16 protein-coding genes are annotated in these 17,023 nt (G+C 53.4%); 6 read left to right on the forward strand and 10 right to left on the reverse strand.

Features of this window, described 5'->3' with window-relative positions:
- Positions 1 to 131: 131 nt before the first annotated feature.
- The 4 genes from AACU55_RS16270 to AACU55_RS16285 form a co-directional block, all read right to left on the reverse strand.
- Positions 132 to 635: a hypothetical protein gene (locus AACU55_RS16270; protein WP_041673134.1), complete on the reverse strand. Its 504-nt coding sequence runs from the start codon at positions 633 to 635 to the stop codon at positions 132 to 134.
- 39 nt (positions 636 to 674) lie between these two features.
- Positions 675 to 1,361, reverse strand: coding sequence for a dethiobiotin synthase (gene bioD, locus AACU55_RS16275; RefSeq protein ID WP_013575444.1), 687 nt, complete (start codon positions 1,359 to 1,361; stop codon positions 675 to 677).
- Between the two features lie 323 nt (positions 1,362 to 1,684).
- A complete protein-coding gene (gene mlc / locus AACU55_RS16280; RefSeq protein WP_013575443.1) occupies positions 1,685 to 2,908 on the reverse strand; it encodes a sugar metabolism global transcriptional regulator Mlc in 1,224 nt (407 codons plus the stop codon).
- A gap of 167 nt (positions 2,909 to 3,075) precedes the next feature.
- Positions 3,076 to 3,975: a LysR family transcriptional regulator gene (locus AACU55_RS16285; protein WP_037035766.1), complete on the reverse strand. Its 900-nt coding sequence runs from the start codon at positions 3,973 to 3,975 to the stop codon at positions 3,076 to 3,078.
- 140 nt (positions 3,976 to 4,115) lie between these two features.
- Between AACU55_RS16285 and AACU55_RS16290 the strand changes: the two genes are divergently transcribed.
- Positions 4,116 to 5,408 carry an MFS transporter gene (locus AACU55_RS16290; RefSeq protein WP_112152224.1) on the forward strand — a complete coding sequence of 431 codons (1,293 nt, stop codon included), beginning with the start codon at positions 4,116 to 4,118 and terminating at the stop codon, positions 5,406 to 5,408.
- A 46-nt stretch (positions 5,409 to 5,454) separates the two neighbouring features.
- Here the strand turns inward: AACU55_RS16290 and AACU55_RS16295 are convergent, their stop codons facing one another.
- From AACU55_RS16295 to AACU55_RS16320, 6 genes are all read right to left on the reverse strand, one after another.
- Entirely contained in the window at positions 5,455 to 6,549 is a 1,095-nt protein-coding gene (locus AACU55_RS16295) for an ABC transporter ATP-binding protein (RefSeq protein WP_013575440.1), read from the reverse strand.
- A 4-nt stretch (positions 6,550 to 6,553) separates the two neighbouring features.
- Positions 6,554 to 7,396, reverse strand: a complete 843-nt coding sequence (locus AACU55_RS16300; protein ID WP_013575439.1) for a carbohydrate ABC transporter permease — start codon at positions 7,394 to 7,396, stop codon at positions 6,554 to 6,556.
- 10 nt (positions 7,397 to 7,406) lie between these two features.
- Entirely contained in the window at positions 7,407 to 8,330 is a 924-nt protein-coding gene (locus AACU55_RS16305; protein ID WP_013575438.1) for a carbohydrate ABC transporter permease, read from the reverse strand.
- 63 nt (positions 8,331 to 8,393) lie between these two features.
- Positions 8,394 to 9,674: an ABC transporter substrate-binding protein gene (locus AACU55_RS16310; protein ID WP_134705768.1), complete on the reverse strand. Its 1,281-nt coding sequence runs from the start codon at positions 9,672 to 9,674 to the stop codon at positions 8,394 to 8,396.
- A 60-nt stretch (positions 9,675 to 9,734) separates the two neighbouring features.
- Positions 9,735 to 10,913 carry an aminotransferase class I/II-fold pyridoxal phosphate-dependent enzyme gene (locus AACU55_RS16315; RefSeq protein WP_013575436.1) on the reverse strand — a complete coding sequence of 393 codons (1,179 nt, stop codon included), beginning with the start codon at positions 10,911 to 10,913 and terminating at the stop codon, positions 9,735 to 9,737.
- Positions 10,900 to 11,613, reverse strand: coding sequence for a FadR/GntR family transcriptional regulator (locus tag AACU55_RS16320; RefSeq protein WP_013575435.1), 714 nt, complete (start codon positions 11,611 to 11,613; stop codon positions 10,900 to 10,902). The genes AACU55_RS16315 and AACU55_RS16320 overlap by 14 nt, the downstream gene beginning before the upstream one ends.
- A 307-nt stretch (positions 11,614 to 11,920) precedes the next feature.
- Between AACU55_RS16320 and AACU55_RS16325 the strand changes: the two genes are divergently transcribed.
- The 5 genes from AACU55_RS16325 (at position 11,921) to rsxB (ending at position 17,023) form a co-directional block, all read left to right on the forward strand.
- Positions 11,921 to 13,129, forward strand: a complete 1,209-nt coding sequence (locus AACU55_RS16325) for an FAD-dependent oxidoreductase (protein WP_037035772.1) — start codon at positions 11,921 to 11,923, stop codon at positions 13,127 to 13,129.
- 738 nt (positions 13,130 to 13,867) lie between these two features.
- Positions 13,868 to 15,235: an anaerobic C4-dicarboxylate transporter DcuC gene (gene dcuC / locus AACU55_RS16330; protein WP_013575433.1), complete on the forward strand. Its 1,368-nt coding sequence runs from the start codon at positions 13,868 to 13,870 to the stop codon at positions 15,233 to 15,235.
- 159 nt (positions 15,236 to 15,394) lie between these two features.
- Positions 15,395 to 15,835 carry a DUF2569 domain-containing protein gene (locus tag AACU55_RS16335; RefSeq protein WP_134705769.1) on the forward strand — a complete coding sequence of 147 codons (441 nt, stop codon included), beginning with the start codon at positions 15,395 to 15,397 and terminating at the stop codon, positions 15,833 to 15,835.
- A gap of 40 nt (positions 15,836 to 15,875) precedes the next feature.
- The gene (gene rsxA / locus AACU55_RS16340) at positions 15,876 to 16,457 is read left to right on the forward strand and encodes an electron transport complex subunit RsxA (RefSeq protein ID WP_013575431.1); all 582 of its coding nucleotides are present in this window, start codon (positions 15,876 to 15,878) and stop codon (positions 16,455 to 16,457) included.
- Positions 16,457 to 17,023: an electron transport complex subunit RsxB gene (rsxB, locus tag AACU55_RS16345; RefSeq protein ID WP_013575430.1), complete on the forward strand. Its 567-nt coding sequence runs from the start codon at positions 16,457 to 16,459 to the stop codon at positions 17,021 to 17,023. The genes rsxA and rsxB overlap by 1 nt, the downstream gene beginning before the upstream one ends.

Raw genomic sequence — 17,023 nt, forward strand, 5'->3', positions numbered from 1 at the left:
GCAGGCAGATACCAAATTATAGACAAAAAAGAGGCGCCGGGTTTGCACACAGCGCCTGTTAAGGACAGTTTAATTATGACAACATCAGTTATAAGTGTTGACTAAAAAAAGATGATTTATTGAGAAAGCGATTATGCGTCCTCTGGCCTGAATAAATGGATGGGTAAAGTGAGGCGTACGGGGGCTAATAAGTTGGAAAAAGCCAATGAGCGGGAGGGAGCAAAATGTCCACTACCATTAGTCCAGCGCGTCAGTCGCCCGGCACTAAATACGAGCTCACCAGCGAAATAAACTCCGCGTTCCCTTTCTATTATCACTCCCCCTTTTTTATGTTCACAGATACCCGTAAGAGAAGTATGTCCATGGACATTTTGATAATCTGCCTTGCCGCAAATAACAGCCCCCGGAGCATCATCCATGATAGCAAACACCCAGCCACCTCCATTTGGTACAAGGGTGCGTTGAGGATCCATTATATTAACAAGTTTATAATTTCCCGCCGCCTGACGGATAACTTCATAAACATATAACGGATTAGCGGGCTCCTGATCGACACATTTAGGGTCGATCACTTTCATCATTTTGCGTTTAAGCAACATGCTGTTCAATTTTGAATATTGCTGTTTTTCAGGCACTTAATTCCATCCATGATAAATTTTAAAAAACCGTCAGCCTCATACTTTAATCACCATTTCCAGGTTAAAGCTGGACAGGTCGATAAACTTCGCCATATCGCGGCTTTCCGCACGAGGTAAATACGGAATTTCACCGAGCAGCGGTGCGGAAATATTGACGCTGAGCGCATCAATCGTTTCCTGGTAGTGAGCCAGACAGGGATTAATGCGGTTCGCCACCCAACCAAGCAGTGGTAAACCATCCGCAATAATCGCCTGCGCGGTTAATAACGCATGGCTGACACAACCTTCCTGAATACCTACCACTAATACTACCGGCATATTTTGCTGGCGGACCCAGTCCGAATATAAAAGATGCGGTGTGATCAATGTTCTCCAGCCGTCGCACCCTTCCACTACAACGGAGTCAGCCTCCTTACGCATGAAATTAAGACCGTTAGTCATTATTTCAAAAACATTTTCAGGGACCTGGCTGGCATAAATATCTTCATCAGCTAATGCAAGCGGAGTTATTTTATTAAAAGGATAAGAAATTGAAGATGACTGCTGGAGCGTTACCGCATCTTTATTTCGAACCCCGTCGGCCAGCTCCTGACTGCCTGTTGCAATAGGTTTATAGCCTAAAACGCAGCGATCCTGCGCGGCTAAAGCCTGAAGCAAGGCACGTGTGACAATGGTTTTACCTACACGGGCATCCGTACCCGTGACGAAAAAGTGCGTTAACATGGAATTCAGGCTCCGGGATCTCTCCGTCTTATTGAAAGATAGTCTCCGGTAAGAACACACCGCCAGAGACAAAGTCACGACAGAAAGTCTAGGCGATGCGGGATGAGAGCGGTTTGCGTTAGCGCAATGTTTTGTTGACTGTCCATGCAGTTAATGCGGAGGGCTTATATTTTTTTATTTACGAACACAGGTTAATGATATATCCCAATTAATGGAAATTACGACAGGGCGGCAAGGAAGAAAGTCCCGATGCGCTGACGAAGATCAAGGATTCGGGCGAACAAATGCAGCCAATGCAGAAGTAACTTCAATTTTGCAGGATATTAGCCTTGCAGTAATTTAATTAACAGGGATCCGCTATATAACGCATCTTTCACTAACGCCGCGCCGGGCATCGTTCCCTGATTATAGAATTGTGTCGATTCAAGTTTGATATTTTCGCTATAGGCGGGAAGCGATTGCTGCTGAATACAGGACATTATCGCGGGATGGAGAATATCCTGAGATAAATTCAGCGGTGAGCCGATCAGCACTTTCTCCGGATTAAACAGATTGACCATGATCGCCAGAATGCGTCCAACGCTTTGTCCGACGCTGATGATCACATCACGCGCTAGCTGATCGCCACGGTTTGCTGCATCACACACGGCCTCGATAGTCAGCGACACACCATGCAGTAAGCTGGCCGGAACCGGTACCGTTAACCGCTGACGAACCAGATCAAGAATGCTGTCAGTGCTGGCGACAGTTTCAAGGCAACCGTGATTGCCGCAATAACAGCGCTTGCCGTAAGGATCGACCTGCGTATGGCCGATTTCCGCCACACTGCTGCTGCCCGCGTGCAACACGCGCCCGCCCGTGATCACCCCTGCTCCGACGTTGTGATCAATCACCACCTGTACCACATTTTTACAACCCCGGGAGGCACCGTATAGCAACTCGGCCAGCGTCCAGGCACCGATATCGTGCTGCACATACACCGGCAAACCGGTGTGCTCAGACAGCGTGTCGCCCAGCGGCATATCAAACACGTCATGATAAAACGGCATGCGGTGCACAATGCCACGCCGTGCGTCGATCATGCCCGGTAAGGTAATGGCGATGGCGGTGAGACGTTCGAGTTTGCGCTGATGACGGATAAAAAACTGATCGATTTCCGAAATAATACGTTTAAGCAGAGGTTGCGACGCCTGTTCCGGCAGCGGGAGGACTTCTTCTACCACCAGTTTACTGCTGAGATCACGCAGACCCAGGGTAATGGAACCGAGACTGATACGAGCTGAAAGGTAATGCCAGGCCTGCGTATCGAGCGCTAAACCAATGGCCGGACGCCCGCGGCTACCGGGATCCTGAAATTCAGTTTCCAGCACCAGATGCGCCTGGATTAACTCACGAACTATCTTGGTGATACTGGCAGGAGCCAGTTGTGCTTTTTTTGACAATTCAATGCGCGAAATAGGACCAAACTGATCTATCAGGCGGTACACAGCACCGACATTGGTTTGTTTTATCTGATCTATATGTCCTGGTTGCCCGTCGGGGATCACTCAAGGAACTCCTGTTATTTTCGCGCTTCAAAATAAAGATTAGGGCTATGTTGGAGTTTTTGTTATATGTCGTCAACTATTTGATTCGTTATGTGATTTGGTGCACAAATTGCGCGAAAACACGCTCAGAATTGACTGGAAATACAGCATCTTCTGACTTCGCCTCCTTATTCTTCGTGTAACAACAAATCCATAAATGCCCGGGCTGCGGCAGTCGCAGGACGCCGTGCGTGATTCACCAGCCAAAGCTCTGTCGTGCCCTGCAGCGTGCCAAATCGCAAATACCTCACCCCTTCAACCTGAATACGCAGATAAGAAGCGGGCAGAATTGACACCCCGAGACCGGCCGCGACCAGGCCGATAATGGTCAGCGGTTCGCCGACTTCCTGAGTGATATACGGCGTGATCCCCTGCACTTTGAGCTGGCCGAGTATATCGTCGTAAAGCGACGTGCCGACATCTTTGGAGAAAAACACAAAAGGCTGATCGGCAAGGTGCTGAAAAGTCAGTTCACCCTCTTTAAGCGCATTCAGCGGATGGTCTTTGTGCACCACAGCAATCAGCGGCTCGGACAGCACAAGATGGTGTTCCAGCTCCTCCGGTAACTCGCCATTACGCATAATGCCCAGATCCAGTTTTCCCTCCAGTAACGGTTCGATCTGCTGTTTGCTGTTGAGCTGCTCAATGCGAATATTGACATCCGGATAGGTCAGACGAAAACGGTGCAAGGTGCGGGAAACACGACGTAAAAACGGTGCCGAAGAGGTCAGCCCGAGGGTCAGATTGCCAGACTCGCCGCGATGAATGCGTGCCGCCTGAGCGGACGCCTCACCGACACGCTGCAAAATCTGCCGGGCTTCCGGCAGAAACGCCTGTCCCGCCTGCGTCAGCCGCACGCTGCGGTTGTTGCGGTAAAACAGCGCGGCGCCGAGATGGGTTTCCAGCGCCTGAATTTGCTGGCTCAGCGGCGGCTGGGAAATGTGCAGACGTTCCGCTGCCCGGCCAAAATGCAGTTCCTCGGCAACAGCGATGAAATAACGTAGATGACGCAGTTCGATGTGGTTCATGATGTGGATTAATTCACCCGATTGATACTTTAAACATATCGTTTTTGACTGATTAATATATTAGACAATAAACCTCGCAGCGTTAAAATTCTTATACATTTTAAAATTAAGTTTTACAGCCCCCGTATTAAGGACTTCCAGTGAAAACCTCCCGGCGGATTTCCGCTGCACCAGCCAGTGATTCAGTTAACGACGACGAGTTAAATCCTGAAACCCCCGTCGCCCGCTCCGGACTTAAAACCCCTTTTATCAAACGTGGTACGCCGCAATTTATCCGCGTCACCCTTGCGCTGTTTTCAGCGGGTCTGGCGACGTTTGCCCTGCTGTATTGCGTTCAGCCAATCCTGCCGGTGTTGTCGCATGATTTCGGCGTTTCACCGGCCACCAGCAGCCTGTCGTTGTCGTTGTCCACCGGTTTAATGGCGATAGGCCTGCTGTTCACCGGGCCAGTTTCTGATGCCGTCGGGCGTAAATCAGTGATGGTGGTGGCGTTATTTCTCGCTGCGGGCTGCACGCTGGTCTGTTCCTTTATGCAAAGCTGGGATGGCATTCTCATCATGCGTGCGCTGATCGGCCTGTCGCTGAGCGGCGTGGCGGCAGTCGCCATGACTTATCTCAGTGAGGAAATCCACCCGAGCGTGGTCGCTTTCTCGATGGGCCTATACATCAGCGGAAATTCTATCGGCGGCATGAGCGGACGTTTAGTCAGCGGCGTGCTGACGGATTTCTTCTCCTGGCGTATCGCCGTTGCCGTCGTTGGTTTCTTCGCTCTCGCGGCGGCAATTATGTTCTGGCGCATTCTGCCGCCGTCAAAACATTTCCGGGCAAGCTCGCTGAAACCACGCAAACTGCTGATTAACTTCAAGCTGCACTGGCGCGACAGCGGCTTGCCGCTACTTTTCGCCGAAGGTTTCCTGCTGATGGGGAGTTTCGTGACCATGTTTAACTACATCGGTTACCGTCTGCTTTCATCGCCCTACAATCTGAGCCAGGCGATTGTCGGTATTATCTCTGTGGTCTATCTGATGGGCACCTACAGCTCGCCGAAAGCCGGTGCGCTGACCGGTGTTTATGGCCGCGGTCCGGTGCTGATCGGCGCAACAGCGCTCATGCTGCTGGGGATTTTGATCACCGCCTTCTCGCCGGTCTGGCTGATTTTCATCGGTATGATCCTGGTTACCGGCGGGTTCTTCGCCGCCCACTCCGTCGCCAGCGGCTGGATCGGGCGTCGTGCACGCCGCGCAAAAGGACAGGCTTCCTCGTTATACCTTTTCAGTTATTACGCAGGGTCGAGCGTCGCCGGGACATCAGGCGGATTCTTCTGGCACTCATTTGGCTGGTACGGGATTACCGGGTTTATCAGTTTGATGCTGATTGCCGGTGTCGGTGTCGGCTTTAAGCTGATGAGCTTATCTGAGGCGAAAGCGGTTTAACTGGTTTGCTCCTCACCCTTCGCAGGGGGAGGAGCAAACCCAAAATCTACTCCCCTAATTTCCCCATCCGCCGCTGGCTGTCCCCCTCAAACAACTGCATTCGTGCAGTATCAATCTGTACCCACACGCGATCCCCCGGCGCGGCCCCCGATCTCACCATGCTGTAAACACTCAGGCTTTCACGGCCAAATTTACCGTGGATCAGTTCGCTCAGACCGGTCGGTTCAATCAGCGTGATGTCAAGCGGCACGGCGCCCGGCGCACCCTCTTCGCACAGCACAATGGCTTCAGGGCGGACGCCATAAATCACCTCTGAACCACTTTGCAGATTCATGATTGAAGGATCCACCGGCAACGTTAATTCCGGCGTAATCCGTAACTGCGGTGCAGAATCACCCAGTTCCAGTGTGCCGTTGATGAAATTCATTGAAGGCGACCCGATAAAGCTGGCAACGAATTTATTGGCCGGTGTGTCGTACAGTTCCAGCGGCGTGCCGACCTGCTGGATCAGGCCATGATTAAGCACCACGATACGGTCGGCGAGCGTCATGGCTTCGACCTGATCGTGCGTCACATAAACAATGGTGTTTTTCATTCTCTGATGCAGGCTTTTGATTTCAATCCTCATCTGCCCGCGTAACTGCGCATCCAGGTTGGAAAGCGGTTCATCGAACAAAAACACCTGCGGTTCGCGCACGATCGCCCTGCCCATTGCCACCCGCTGACGCTGCCCGCCGGAAAGCTCTTTCGGGCGGCGATGCAGCAGCGCAGTCAGCCCGAGGATATCGGCAGCTTTATTTACCGCAGCCTCAATCTCCGCTTTCGGGCGTTTTTGCACTTCGAGGCTGAAGCCCATGTTGCGCGCCACGGTCATGTGCGGATACAACGCATAACTCTGGAATACCATTGAAATGTCACGGTCTTTCGGCGCTACCTGATTCATCAGACGTGAACCAATATGAATGTCCCCCGCCGTCGCCAGTTCCAGCCCGGCGATGGTGCGCAGCAGGGTCGATTTACCGCAACCGGACGGCCCGACCAGCACCACAAACTCACCGTCTTTAATGGTCAGGTTGATATGTCGCAACACTTCGACATTTTCGTAACGTTTTTGAAGATCGGAAATCGTAATCTGAGCCATAAAATTATCCTTTAACCGCACCCGCAGTCAGCCCCTGAACCAGGTAACGCTGAATGAACGCAAAGAACAGACAGGCAGGAATGAGCGCCAGCACGGCCGCCGCCATCATGTCGCCCCATGAAACCGCGAATTTCGACACAAAACTGAGTAAGCCAACCGGGAACGTCATCACCTCGTTTTTGTTGATGAGCATCAGCGAGAACAACAATTCGCTCCACGCGGCGGTAAACACGAAACCTAACGTTGCCGCCATGCCCGGTAACGTCAGCGGGATGATGACTTTGCGCAGCGCCATAAAGCGGCTGCACCCTTCCAGCATCGCGGACTCTTCCAGATCCTTCGGAATGCTGTCGAAAAACGACTGCATCAGGAACGTGGCAAAAGGGACGTTAAAGGCGGTGTAAATCAGCACCAGCCCCAGCAGGCTGTTGGTCAGGCCGAGTGGTGCCATTACTTTGTAAATTGGCGCGAGGATCATCACCAGCGGGAACATCTGCGTAAACAGCAGCAGCGCGGCCATCACCGTTTTGCCGCGAAAACTGAAACGGGAAAACGCAAAGCCGGCACCGGCAGCAATGATCGTGGTCAGAAATGCCGTGCCGAATGACACAATCAGACTGTTGAAGAAATACAGTGGAAACTGGCTTTCCGTAAACACCCGCTGAAAATGTGTCAGCGTCATCTCACCCGGCCACATCCGCACGCCTTCGCTGTAGAGCAGTTTATCCGGTGTGATTGAGATTTTGATCAGCCAGTAAATCGGGAACAGCGCGAACACCAGGTAAAACAAAATCCCCAGCCGGTGTCCGCCCTTGCGCAGCCACGCGTTGAATGACAATGCGTTCATATGAGCCTCCTTATTTCAGCAACTGATGGCGGATGCGCAGTAAAACCAGCGCGTAAAGCGTCATCAGCACCAGCAGGAACACTGCCATCGCCGACGCATAACCAAAGTCGAGTTTGCGGTACGCAGTGGTGAAGATGAAACTCGACAGAATCGAGGTGGAATTCGCCGGGCCGCCGTCGGTCATCACCACAATCAGGTCGGCGAAATTCGCAATCCAGATGGTGCGCAGCATCACCGTGATGGCAATCATCGGTGCCAGAAACGGCAGTGTCACTTTGCGAAACTGCTGCCAGCCGGTCGCCCCGTCCATGGCCGCCGCTTCGTACAAATCTTTCGGAATCGACTGCAACGCCGCCAGCAACGTTATGGCGAAAAACGGAATGCCGAACCAGACGTTGGCCACCACCGGGCCGTACAGCGCCAGTTGCGGATCAGACAAAATATTGTACGGCTCGGAAATGATATGCAGATCAGCCAGCCAGTAAGGCAGTACGCCAATCACCGGATTGAGCAACCACGCCCAGGTCAGGCCGGAGAGAAACGCCGGAACCGCCCACGGCAGAAACACCAGCGCCTGCACCCAGCGGCGGCCGGGAAACTCACGGTTGAGCAATAAGGCTAACCCCAGCCCCAGCGCGAACTGCAACACCAGTGAAGTCAGTGTCCAGTTGAAGGTATGTCGCAGCGCAGCATAGAAATGCCGGTCATCAAACATGGTACGGAAGTTATCCAGCCCGACCCAGCCGGTATCGAAAGGGTTAAGCAACTGGATGTTCTGAAAAGCATAGGAAATGCCGATGGCCATCGGAACAAAGATAAACAGGCCGATCAGCACCAGCGTCGGGCTGAGATAAACCCAGGGTTCCAGCAGCGCCCGCAAACGCGGGAAGCGCGGCACGGCAGCGGTGTCTGGCGGTGAAACTTCCAACATCATGACGCGTCTCCGTTGAGAAGAATATCGAACTCCGGCAGCAGATTCGCGCCGGAGTTATCCGGTTTACTTTTGCGCAGCCAGCCAGGCTTTCTGTTCTTTGGTCAGGTATTTCGCCCAGTCTTTCACCATGCTTTCGGTGTCGTTCTGGCCGAGCAGCGTTTCCTGCGAACTGTCTTTCACAATCACCGAGTTGAAATAGCCCCAGCCTTTGAGGTGCGTTGGCATAGTCAGCGGGATGTAATCCGGGCTGTTCAGCTCGGCAAACCAGCCTGCAAACTGCGGCGCGTGGTAATACGCATCCTGCTCTGCGCCCTTATAAATCGGTAAGGTGCCGACAAATTTCGACCAGGTGAGGTTGTTTTCTTTGTTACTGAGGAAGGAAATCAGATCCCAGCTTTGATCCTGATTTTTGCCCTGTTTGAACATCGACCAGCCGGTATAACCGATGGTCGGATAGGCTTTACCGTTCGGCCCGAGCGGCATTGGCGCGACCGAGAAATCGTCAGGATTCATGCTGTTTTTGATGGCGATCAGCGCGTCCGGATCCTGATCGAGCATTGCGCATTTACCGGAATAGAATCCGGAGACGATTTCGTTAAAGCCCCAGTTGACGCTGTCTTTTGGCGCATAACCCTTCTGGTACATATCCACCAGGAATTGCGCACCTTTAATCGCACCAGGTTTAGTCAGCGTGCTGTTGCCCTCTTTGTCGAAGAAGTCCGGCGAGCCGTTCATCGCCGCCATAAACATCATCCAGGCATTCGTGCCGCCGACGCCGCCGCGCATGCAATAACCGCTGATGCCGTTACCCAGCGCGCTGATTTTCTTCGCATCCGCCATAAACTCATCCATGGTTTTCGGCGCGTCGGTCAGACCCGCCTGCTGGAAGAGTTTTTTGTTCCAGAACATGGCCCGCAGATAAAAACCGTACGGGATCATGGTGGCGGTGCCGCCGGAGGAACGCGCCATGGTCAGCGTTTTGTCAGTCAGATCCGGCGTGCCCGACCAGCCTTTCAGCCGCGGTTCGAGATCAGCCAGCATGCCGTTACTGGCATACAGCCCTTGCCAGGTGTCCGGCATTTCCACCACATCCGGGTATTGTCCGCTCTGGATCATGGTGCCAAGCTTTTCAAACGCCTGTCCCCAGGGCAGCGACACCACGTCGATCTCGACATCAGGGTGCTGCGTTTTGTAAGCGGTTAACATTTTTTGCAGCATTTCAGTACGCGCCGGGCTGGTGATCACTTCCACCAGCGTCAGTTTGGTGGCGGCAAAAGTGGCGCAGGAAAACAGGCTGACGCTGATCGCCAGCAGGCTGAGCACATGACGTTTCGGGTGTCGCATAATCTTGATTCTCCACGGTGAAAAAAGTCGGAACACAGGAACGGTCTTTCAACAAAGGCCTCAGGAACAGGCGCTTTCGATGGCGTTTTTCAGGTCACGCCATAAATCTTCGGTCTCTTCCAGCCCGATAGAAATGCGGATCACGCGGGGCGACACACCGAAATCTATTGCCGAGTTGAATTCGCCCGCCTGATTCAGCACAGAAATGGCTGGCATCACCAGACTTTCGAAACCGCCCCAGCTGACCCCCATACGGAACAGGTTCAGCGCGTTACAGAACGTCGGAATATCGATGCCTTCGCTCAGCTCAAAGGAGAACAGACCGCTGTAGCCGGTCAGCGTGGAAGTCGGCAACGGGTCAAGTCCCGGATGATTCACCTGCGTGATGCGCGAATAGCCCTGCAACCGGCGCGCCAGTTCCAGCGCACTTTCGTGATGCTGGCGCATACGCAGCGGCAGCGTGCGCAGGCCGCGCAGCAGCAGCCAGGCTTCATTGGCAGAAAGTTTGCCTCCTAAAAACGGGCTGATATAACGACTGATGGCGCTGATGCGTTCTTGGCTGGAAATCACCAGCCCGGCGACCACGTCGCTGTGCCCGCTGATGTATTTCGACGCGGAATGAATGACCAGATCGATGCCCGCAGCCAGTGGCTTCTGGAAAATCGGCGACGCCCAGCTATTGTCGATCATCGTTATTACGCCGTATTTTTTCGCCAGTTCCGCGATGGCCCGCAGATTTTGTTCGCCCATCACCCAACTGTTCGGGCTTTCGAGATACAGCAGTTTCGCGCCCTGCATCGCCTCTTCCAGCGCGGGCAGTGAACCGCCATCGACAAACTGTGATTCAATCTGAAAACGGGTGCAGAAACCGCGCAGAAAGCGGTAAGTGTCCGGGTAGACGTGATTCACGCACACCACTTTATCGCCGGGACCGGCCACGCTGAGAATGGCGTTACTGATCGCCGCCATGCCGCTGCCGAACGCCAGACAGGCTTCGCCGCCTTCGAGTTGCGCCACTTTTTTCTGCAATTCGACGACGGTCGGGTTATCAACGCGGGAATACAAAGCATGGTCGCTGTCGCCGCGAAAACGGGCAATCATGCTGTCATAATCAGTGAAACTGAATAACGAAGACTGATATATTGGCGGCGAAATCGCTCCGCGATCGTGGCGGGCGTCGTGCACTAAACGGGTGTTTTCCCCTAATTCAACAGGCTGGCTCTTATCATCTTGCTGCATTGATCACTTCCTTCATGTCACGTTCAGTTATGTTCAGAATGTCGTTGCTTAGCCTGCGCGCGTTTTCCGGTTCACGGCGCGCAATGGCTTCAAATAACATGCGATGCAGCGGAAAAGAGTCGCTGAACAGCGCCTGCTCAGGCGGCGATTCAAAAAAGGCATGCAGCAGGTCATAAATGCCGCCGACCATTTGCAGCAGCAGCGGATTGTGCGCCGCGCTGTAGATTGCCGCGTGAAACTGCCAGTCTTCTGCCCCGGCGGAACCGACGCTCAGATGGACTTTTTCCATCACATCCAGCTTCTGTTCGATAAACAGCAAATCGCTTTCCGTCGCACGTACCGCCGCCAGCGCGGAAGCCTCGCATTCAATGATCCGGCGCACTTCCAGTGCATGAAGCATGGTGGCTGAGTCATTCTTAAAGCGCAGGGACAGAAAGCTGTCGTTGGCGGTAATTTCAGACTGCAAAAACGTGCCGCTGCCTTTTTTGCGCACGATAATCCCCAGCGCTTCCCAGCGTTTCAGCGCCTCGCGTACGGTGTTACGGCTCACCGCCAGCCCTTCGGCCAGCACGCGCTCAGGCGGCAATTTCTCGCCGATACGGGTGCCGGACTGCGCCACATAGCGGGTCAGTGCATCGAGCACCAGCGTGTCGCTTTGTTGTGGCGCAATCGGATGCAATAAATTTATGTCGCCGTTCATTGGCTTCTCCGCACTTTGGCTTGTGCAAACATTGGCCATAATTGGCCCAACAACTCAACCTGTGGACCACTTTGCAATTTGTCTGCCAGTTTTAAAAACAACCGTTAAGCGAATGATTTACAGACACAATGAGTAAATTTCATCCCAAACGGGAAAGCAGCAACACGATCGCGGTGGTGCAAAAACATGGAGTTTTGTTACGACGCTGTGCAGGAAATGTTCTGTGATGTAGCACGGGATGAATTGACGCCCACCCGTGCAAATGATAATTGTTATCATGTAAATTCATCCCCTCAGGCAGGTTGGAATGACACCGAACACTGAATCCTCCGCAGCAGCGTCCTGCTGCATCGTCGGCGGTGGCCCCGCAGGATTAATGCTGGGATACCTTCTGGCGCGAAAGGGAATTGACGTCACTGTGCTGGAAAAGCACAGCGATTTTTTACGCGATTTTCGCGGCGATACCATTCATCCGTCTACACTGGACATCATCTGGCAACTGGGTTTTCTCGACGAGTTCCTCGCCCTGCCGCATCAGCGCGCTGAAAAGCTTTATGGCGAGATCAACGGCCAGGAAACCACGCTGGCGGATTTCAGTCATCTGCCGACGCAGTGCAAATTTATCGCTTTTATGCCGCAGTGGGATTTTCTCAACTTCATCGCCAGCAAGGCTGCGCAACTGCCCAATTTCCGGCTGATTCATAACGCGCAGGTCCTGTCATTGCTGGAGGATAAATGCCAGGTATCCGGCGTTCTTGCTGAAGTGAATGGCGAAACGCAGCATTTTGATGCGGATCTGGTCGTCGGCTGCGACGGGCGTAATTCCATCGTGCGCGAACAGGCCGGGATGGAAATCCGCCGTTATGGCGCGCCACGTGACGTGTTATGGCTGAAAATCCCCAAACGCCCGGATGATCCTCAGTGGTCGATGGGGCATCGCGGGCCAAAGAAAAACTTCATCATGATCGACCGGGGTGATTACTGGCAGTGTGGGTATTCAATCCCGAAAGACAGCCTGAATGCGCTCAAAGCACAGGGCATCGCGCCTTTTCTCGACCTGCTGGCGGAAGTGTCGCCGTTTGAGCGCCAGCGCTTAGCCGACGATATTCTCAGCTGGGAAAACGTACGCTTGCTGGTGATCCGCATCGACCGTCTCAAAGAATGGGCTAAACCGGGTCTGTTGTGCATCGGCGACGCGGCACATGCAATGTCACCGATTGGCGGCGTCGGCGTGAATCTGGCGATTCAGGATGCGGTGGCGACAGCGAATATCATCACTGAACCGCTGAAGGCCGGACGCCTGACGCTGCGACACTTAAAACGTATCCAGCGCCGCCGCGCGTTCCCGACGTGGGCGACGCAGGCATTACAGATTATGATCAGTAAAGCAGGACAGAAACAAAGGAAGCGTGCCCCTTCACGGCTGGAAGCGTGGCTGCGCGGGCGGAAATTTATACCTTTCCTGTTTGGACGCCTCATCGGAGTCGGGTTTTATCGGGAAATCCCGAAGCTTTGATTTTGGGTTTGCCATCCGAACTGGCCTCAAGGTCTAGGTCTAGGTCCAGGTCAACACCTTGGGTTGCCACCCAAACTGGCCTTAAGAGGCGCCTATCGCCGCGCCTCTTAAGAATCTCCGGCTCTTTTACTGCGCGCTCCGCTCGCTGGCTATGTTTCAGGTAGCACGGCGACAGGCTGGAAATCTTGCCGCTTTGCGGTGCCTTCACTCGGTCCTGGAGCCTTTGGTCTCCAGGCCGCTCCGTTCAGCAAGCTTTCTGAATCGCCCCTGACTTTTTTAAAAGACAAAATCACAATGTGTGAGGTTGTGAAGTATAAGCCTAAGGCCGGTTCCAAAATTCCGCCGGAGGAGAGGTGGAAAACCGCGCGTCTTTTTGCGCGGGTTGTAACCCGAACGAAGGGAACCGCGCAGCGGCGGGGTTTTGCGGCTATCACTACGGCTGATGAAACATAGCCAGCGAGCGGAGCGCGCAGTGAAAGAGCCCGGGGGGTCTTGGGGGGTGGCGGCGACAGGCCGCCCCCCAAGTCGGTGTGGGCCGACGCCCACGGTTTTGAACTTGAACTTGAACTTGAAGTTTGTTTTAAACACCCCTCCTGATGCCCGTTAAGCATCACAAATTTAAATATTCCCCGCTTTTTCATCACCCATAATTGATAAGCGTCATAACGCCCGGTGAACTATTTCGGCAAAGTGCCCGCCTTTCACTTGGATCCAAATTTAATCTCGGGGAATACAATAATGCTGGAATTACTGATCGGGCTGGTAGTCGCCGTCTTTGTCGGCCGCTATATCATTAAAGGCTATTCACCCACCGGCGTTCTGATGGTCGGCGGCTTATTATTGCTGATTATCAGCGCCATCATGGGTCACAGCATCCTGCCGGAAGGCACCAAAAGTACCGGCTGGAATGCGACAGATATCGTTGAGTACGTCAAAATTCTGCTGATGAGCCGCGGTGGCGATCTGGGGATGATGATCATGATGCTGTGCGGTTTCGCAGCCTATATGACCCATATTGGTGCCAACGATGTGGTCGTCAAACTGGCGTCGCGCCCGTTACAGATGATCAATTCACCGTACATTCTGATGGTTGCGGCGTATATTCTGGCGTGTCTGATGTCCCTGGCCGTGTCTTCGGCGACCGGTCTGGGCGTGTTACTGATGGCAACGTTGTTCCCGATTATGGTCAACGTCGGCATCAGCCGTGGCGCGGCGGCGGCGATTTGTGCGTCTCCTGCGGCGATCATTCTTTCCCCTACCTCAGGTGATGTGGTGCTGGCGGCGCAGGCGGCGAATATGCCGCTGGTGGATTTTGCCTTTAAAGTCACCCTGCCGATTTCGATTGCTGCCATCGCGGCGATGGCGGTCGCGCACTTCTTCTGGCAACGCTATCTGGATAAACGCGATACCTCCGTGCTGGCAGATGCTGTCGATTCCAATGCTGACGATGTCATTGAAACCAATGCCCCGGCTTTCTACGCTATTTTGCCTTTCACGCCGATTATCGGTGTGCTGATTTTTGACGGTAAATGGGGACCCAATCTGCATATCATCACCATTCTGGTGATTTGTATGTTGCTGACCGCCCTGATTGAAACCGTGCGTAACCGTAACGGCAAAGCGGTATTCGCCGGACTGGACGTGGCTTATCGCGGCATGGCGGATGCATTCGCCAACGTGGTGATGCTGCTGGTCGCGGCGGGTGTGTTTGCTCAGGGGCTGAGCACCGTCGGGTTCATCAGCAGCCTGATAGGACTGGCGCAAAACTTTGGCTCCGGCAGCATCGTCATGATGCTGGTGCTGGTAGTCATCACCGTGCTCGCCGCCATGACCACCGGCTCCGGTAATGCTTCGTTTTACGCCTTCGTCGAACTTATCCCGAAACTGGCCGCGAAAATGGGCATCAACCCGGAATATCTGGTCATCCCGATGTTGCAGGCATCCAACCTGGGTCGCACTATTTCCCCTGTTTCGGGCGTCATAGTGGCCGTGGCCGGTATGGCAAAAATATCGCCTTTCGAAGTCGTCAAACGCACGTCCGTTCCCGTGCTGGTTGGCCTGATTGTGGTAATTGTCGCCACCGAAATTCTGGTGCCGGTGCATTAAAGCCTTTCTATTTAAATCCCCTTCCTGAGCGAAGGGGATCATTGATCACATAAATACGATAACGAGAATGCCTCTCACAGGTTAAGCTACTGCGCCTTGAAGGTCGGGGAAGTTTCCCTGTGCTGATTTGATAGCAAAACCAGCGTGAGAAAAGCTTTTATGTTGAATAATCCGGGTTATAAACGTATTGGCGGGTGGCTACTGGCCCCGATGGCGTATCTGATTGTGACGCTGCTGAGCGTGGTATTAATGCTGTTTCTGTTTTCAATGGCGTTATTTATGCCGGAATCGCGCGAATATCTCATCACCAACTCCCAGGCATTTACCCTGCAATGGTATTTCTCGGTGGTGACCACGTTAGCGATGGGGTTATTTACTATCGCGGTATTGTGGCAATTCTGTAAGCGCGCCAGATTGTTACCCAAAATGTATATTATCTGGTTATTGTGCACAGTACTTCTGGCGGTAAAAGCCTTTGCATTCTCACCGGTTACCGATGATTTGGCCGTGCGTAACTTATTGTTACCTTTATTGGCCGCCGCCGTCTTTGTGCCTTATTTCAAGCGCTCACTGCGGGTAAAAGAAACCTTCACGGAATAACCCTGAGGTTTTTAATGTTTATTATGTCCGGGCAATTGTCATGACCTCTTATTTATTACTTTTTGTCGGCACTGTGCTGGTAAATAACTTCGTACTGGTTAAGTTTCTTGGCCTGTGCCCGTTTATGGGCGTTTCCAAAAAACTGGAATCCGCTATCGGTATGGGTCTCGCCACCACATTTGTGATCACCCTGTCGAATATCTGCTCGTGGATCGTCAACACTTTCGTTCTGATGCCGCTGGGGCTGGTCTATCTGCGCACTATGGCCTTTATTCTGGTGATCGCGGTTGTTGTGCAGTTCACCGAAATGGTGGTGCGCAAAACCAGCCCGTCTCTGTACCGCCTGCTGGGCATCTTCCTGCCACTTATCACCACCAACTGCGCCGTGCTCGGCGTGGCGCTGCTGAACATCAACCAGCAATTCAACTTTATGCAATCTGCGCTGTACGGTTTCGCCGCGTCACTGGGCTTCTCGCTGGTGATGGTGCTGTTTGCCGCTATCCGTGAACGTCTGGTGGTGGCTGACGTCCCCGCACCGTTCAAAGGTTCTTCGATTGCGCTGGTCACGGCTGGCCTGATGTCATTAGCCTTTATGGGCTTCACAGGTCTGGTGAAATTCTAATGTTTGAATTATGGGTAGCGATTGGCGCGCTGACCGCTCTGGCGCTGGTTTTTGGCCTGCTGCTGGGTTACGCCTCGCGCCGTTTTGCCGTGGAAGGCAACCCGGTTGTCGATCAGATTGACGATATCCTGCCGCAAAGCCAGTGTGCGCAATGCGGCTATCCCGGCTGCAAGCCTTACGCCGAAGCGGTCGCCAATGGCGACAACATCAATAAATGTGTGCCGGGCGGCGAAGCCGTCATGCTCAAGCTGGCGACCTTGCTTAACGTTGAGCCGCAGCCGATGGGTGAAGACGCTGCGGCTGCTGTCCCGGTGCGTAAAGTGGCCTACATTGACGAGAGCAACTGCATCGGCTGCACCAAGTGTATTCAGGCCTGTCCGGTGGATGCCATCGTGGGTGCCACCCGCGCCGTACACACCGTGATTACTGATTTATGTACCGGCTGTGACCTGTGCGTCGCGCCGTGCCCGACGGACTGCATCGAAATGCTGCCAGTAAAAACCACCACCGCAAACTGGAAGTGGGATTTGAAATCCATTCCGGTTCAGGTCATCCATGCGGAGTAA

Source organism: Rahnella sp. CJA17(1/100) (genome assembly GCF_963881615.1).
Classification (GTDB): Bacteria; Pseudomonadota; Gammaproteobacteria; order Enterobacterales; family Enterobacteriaceae; genus Rahnella; species Rahnella aceris.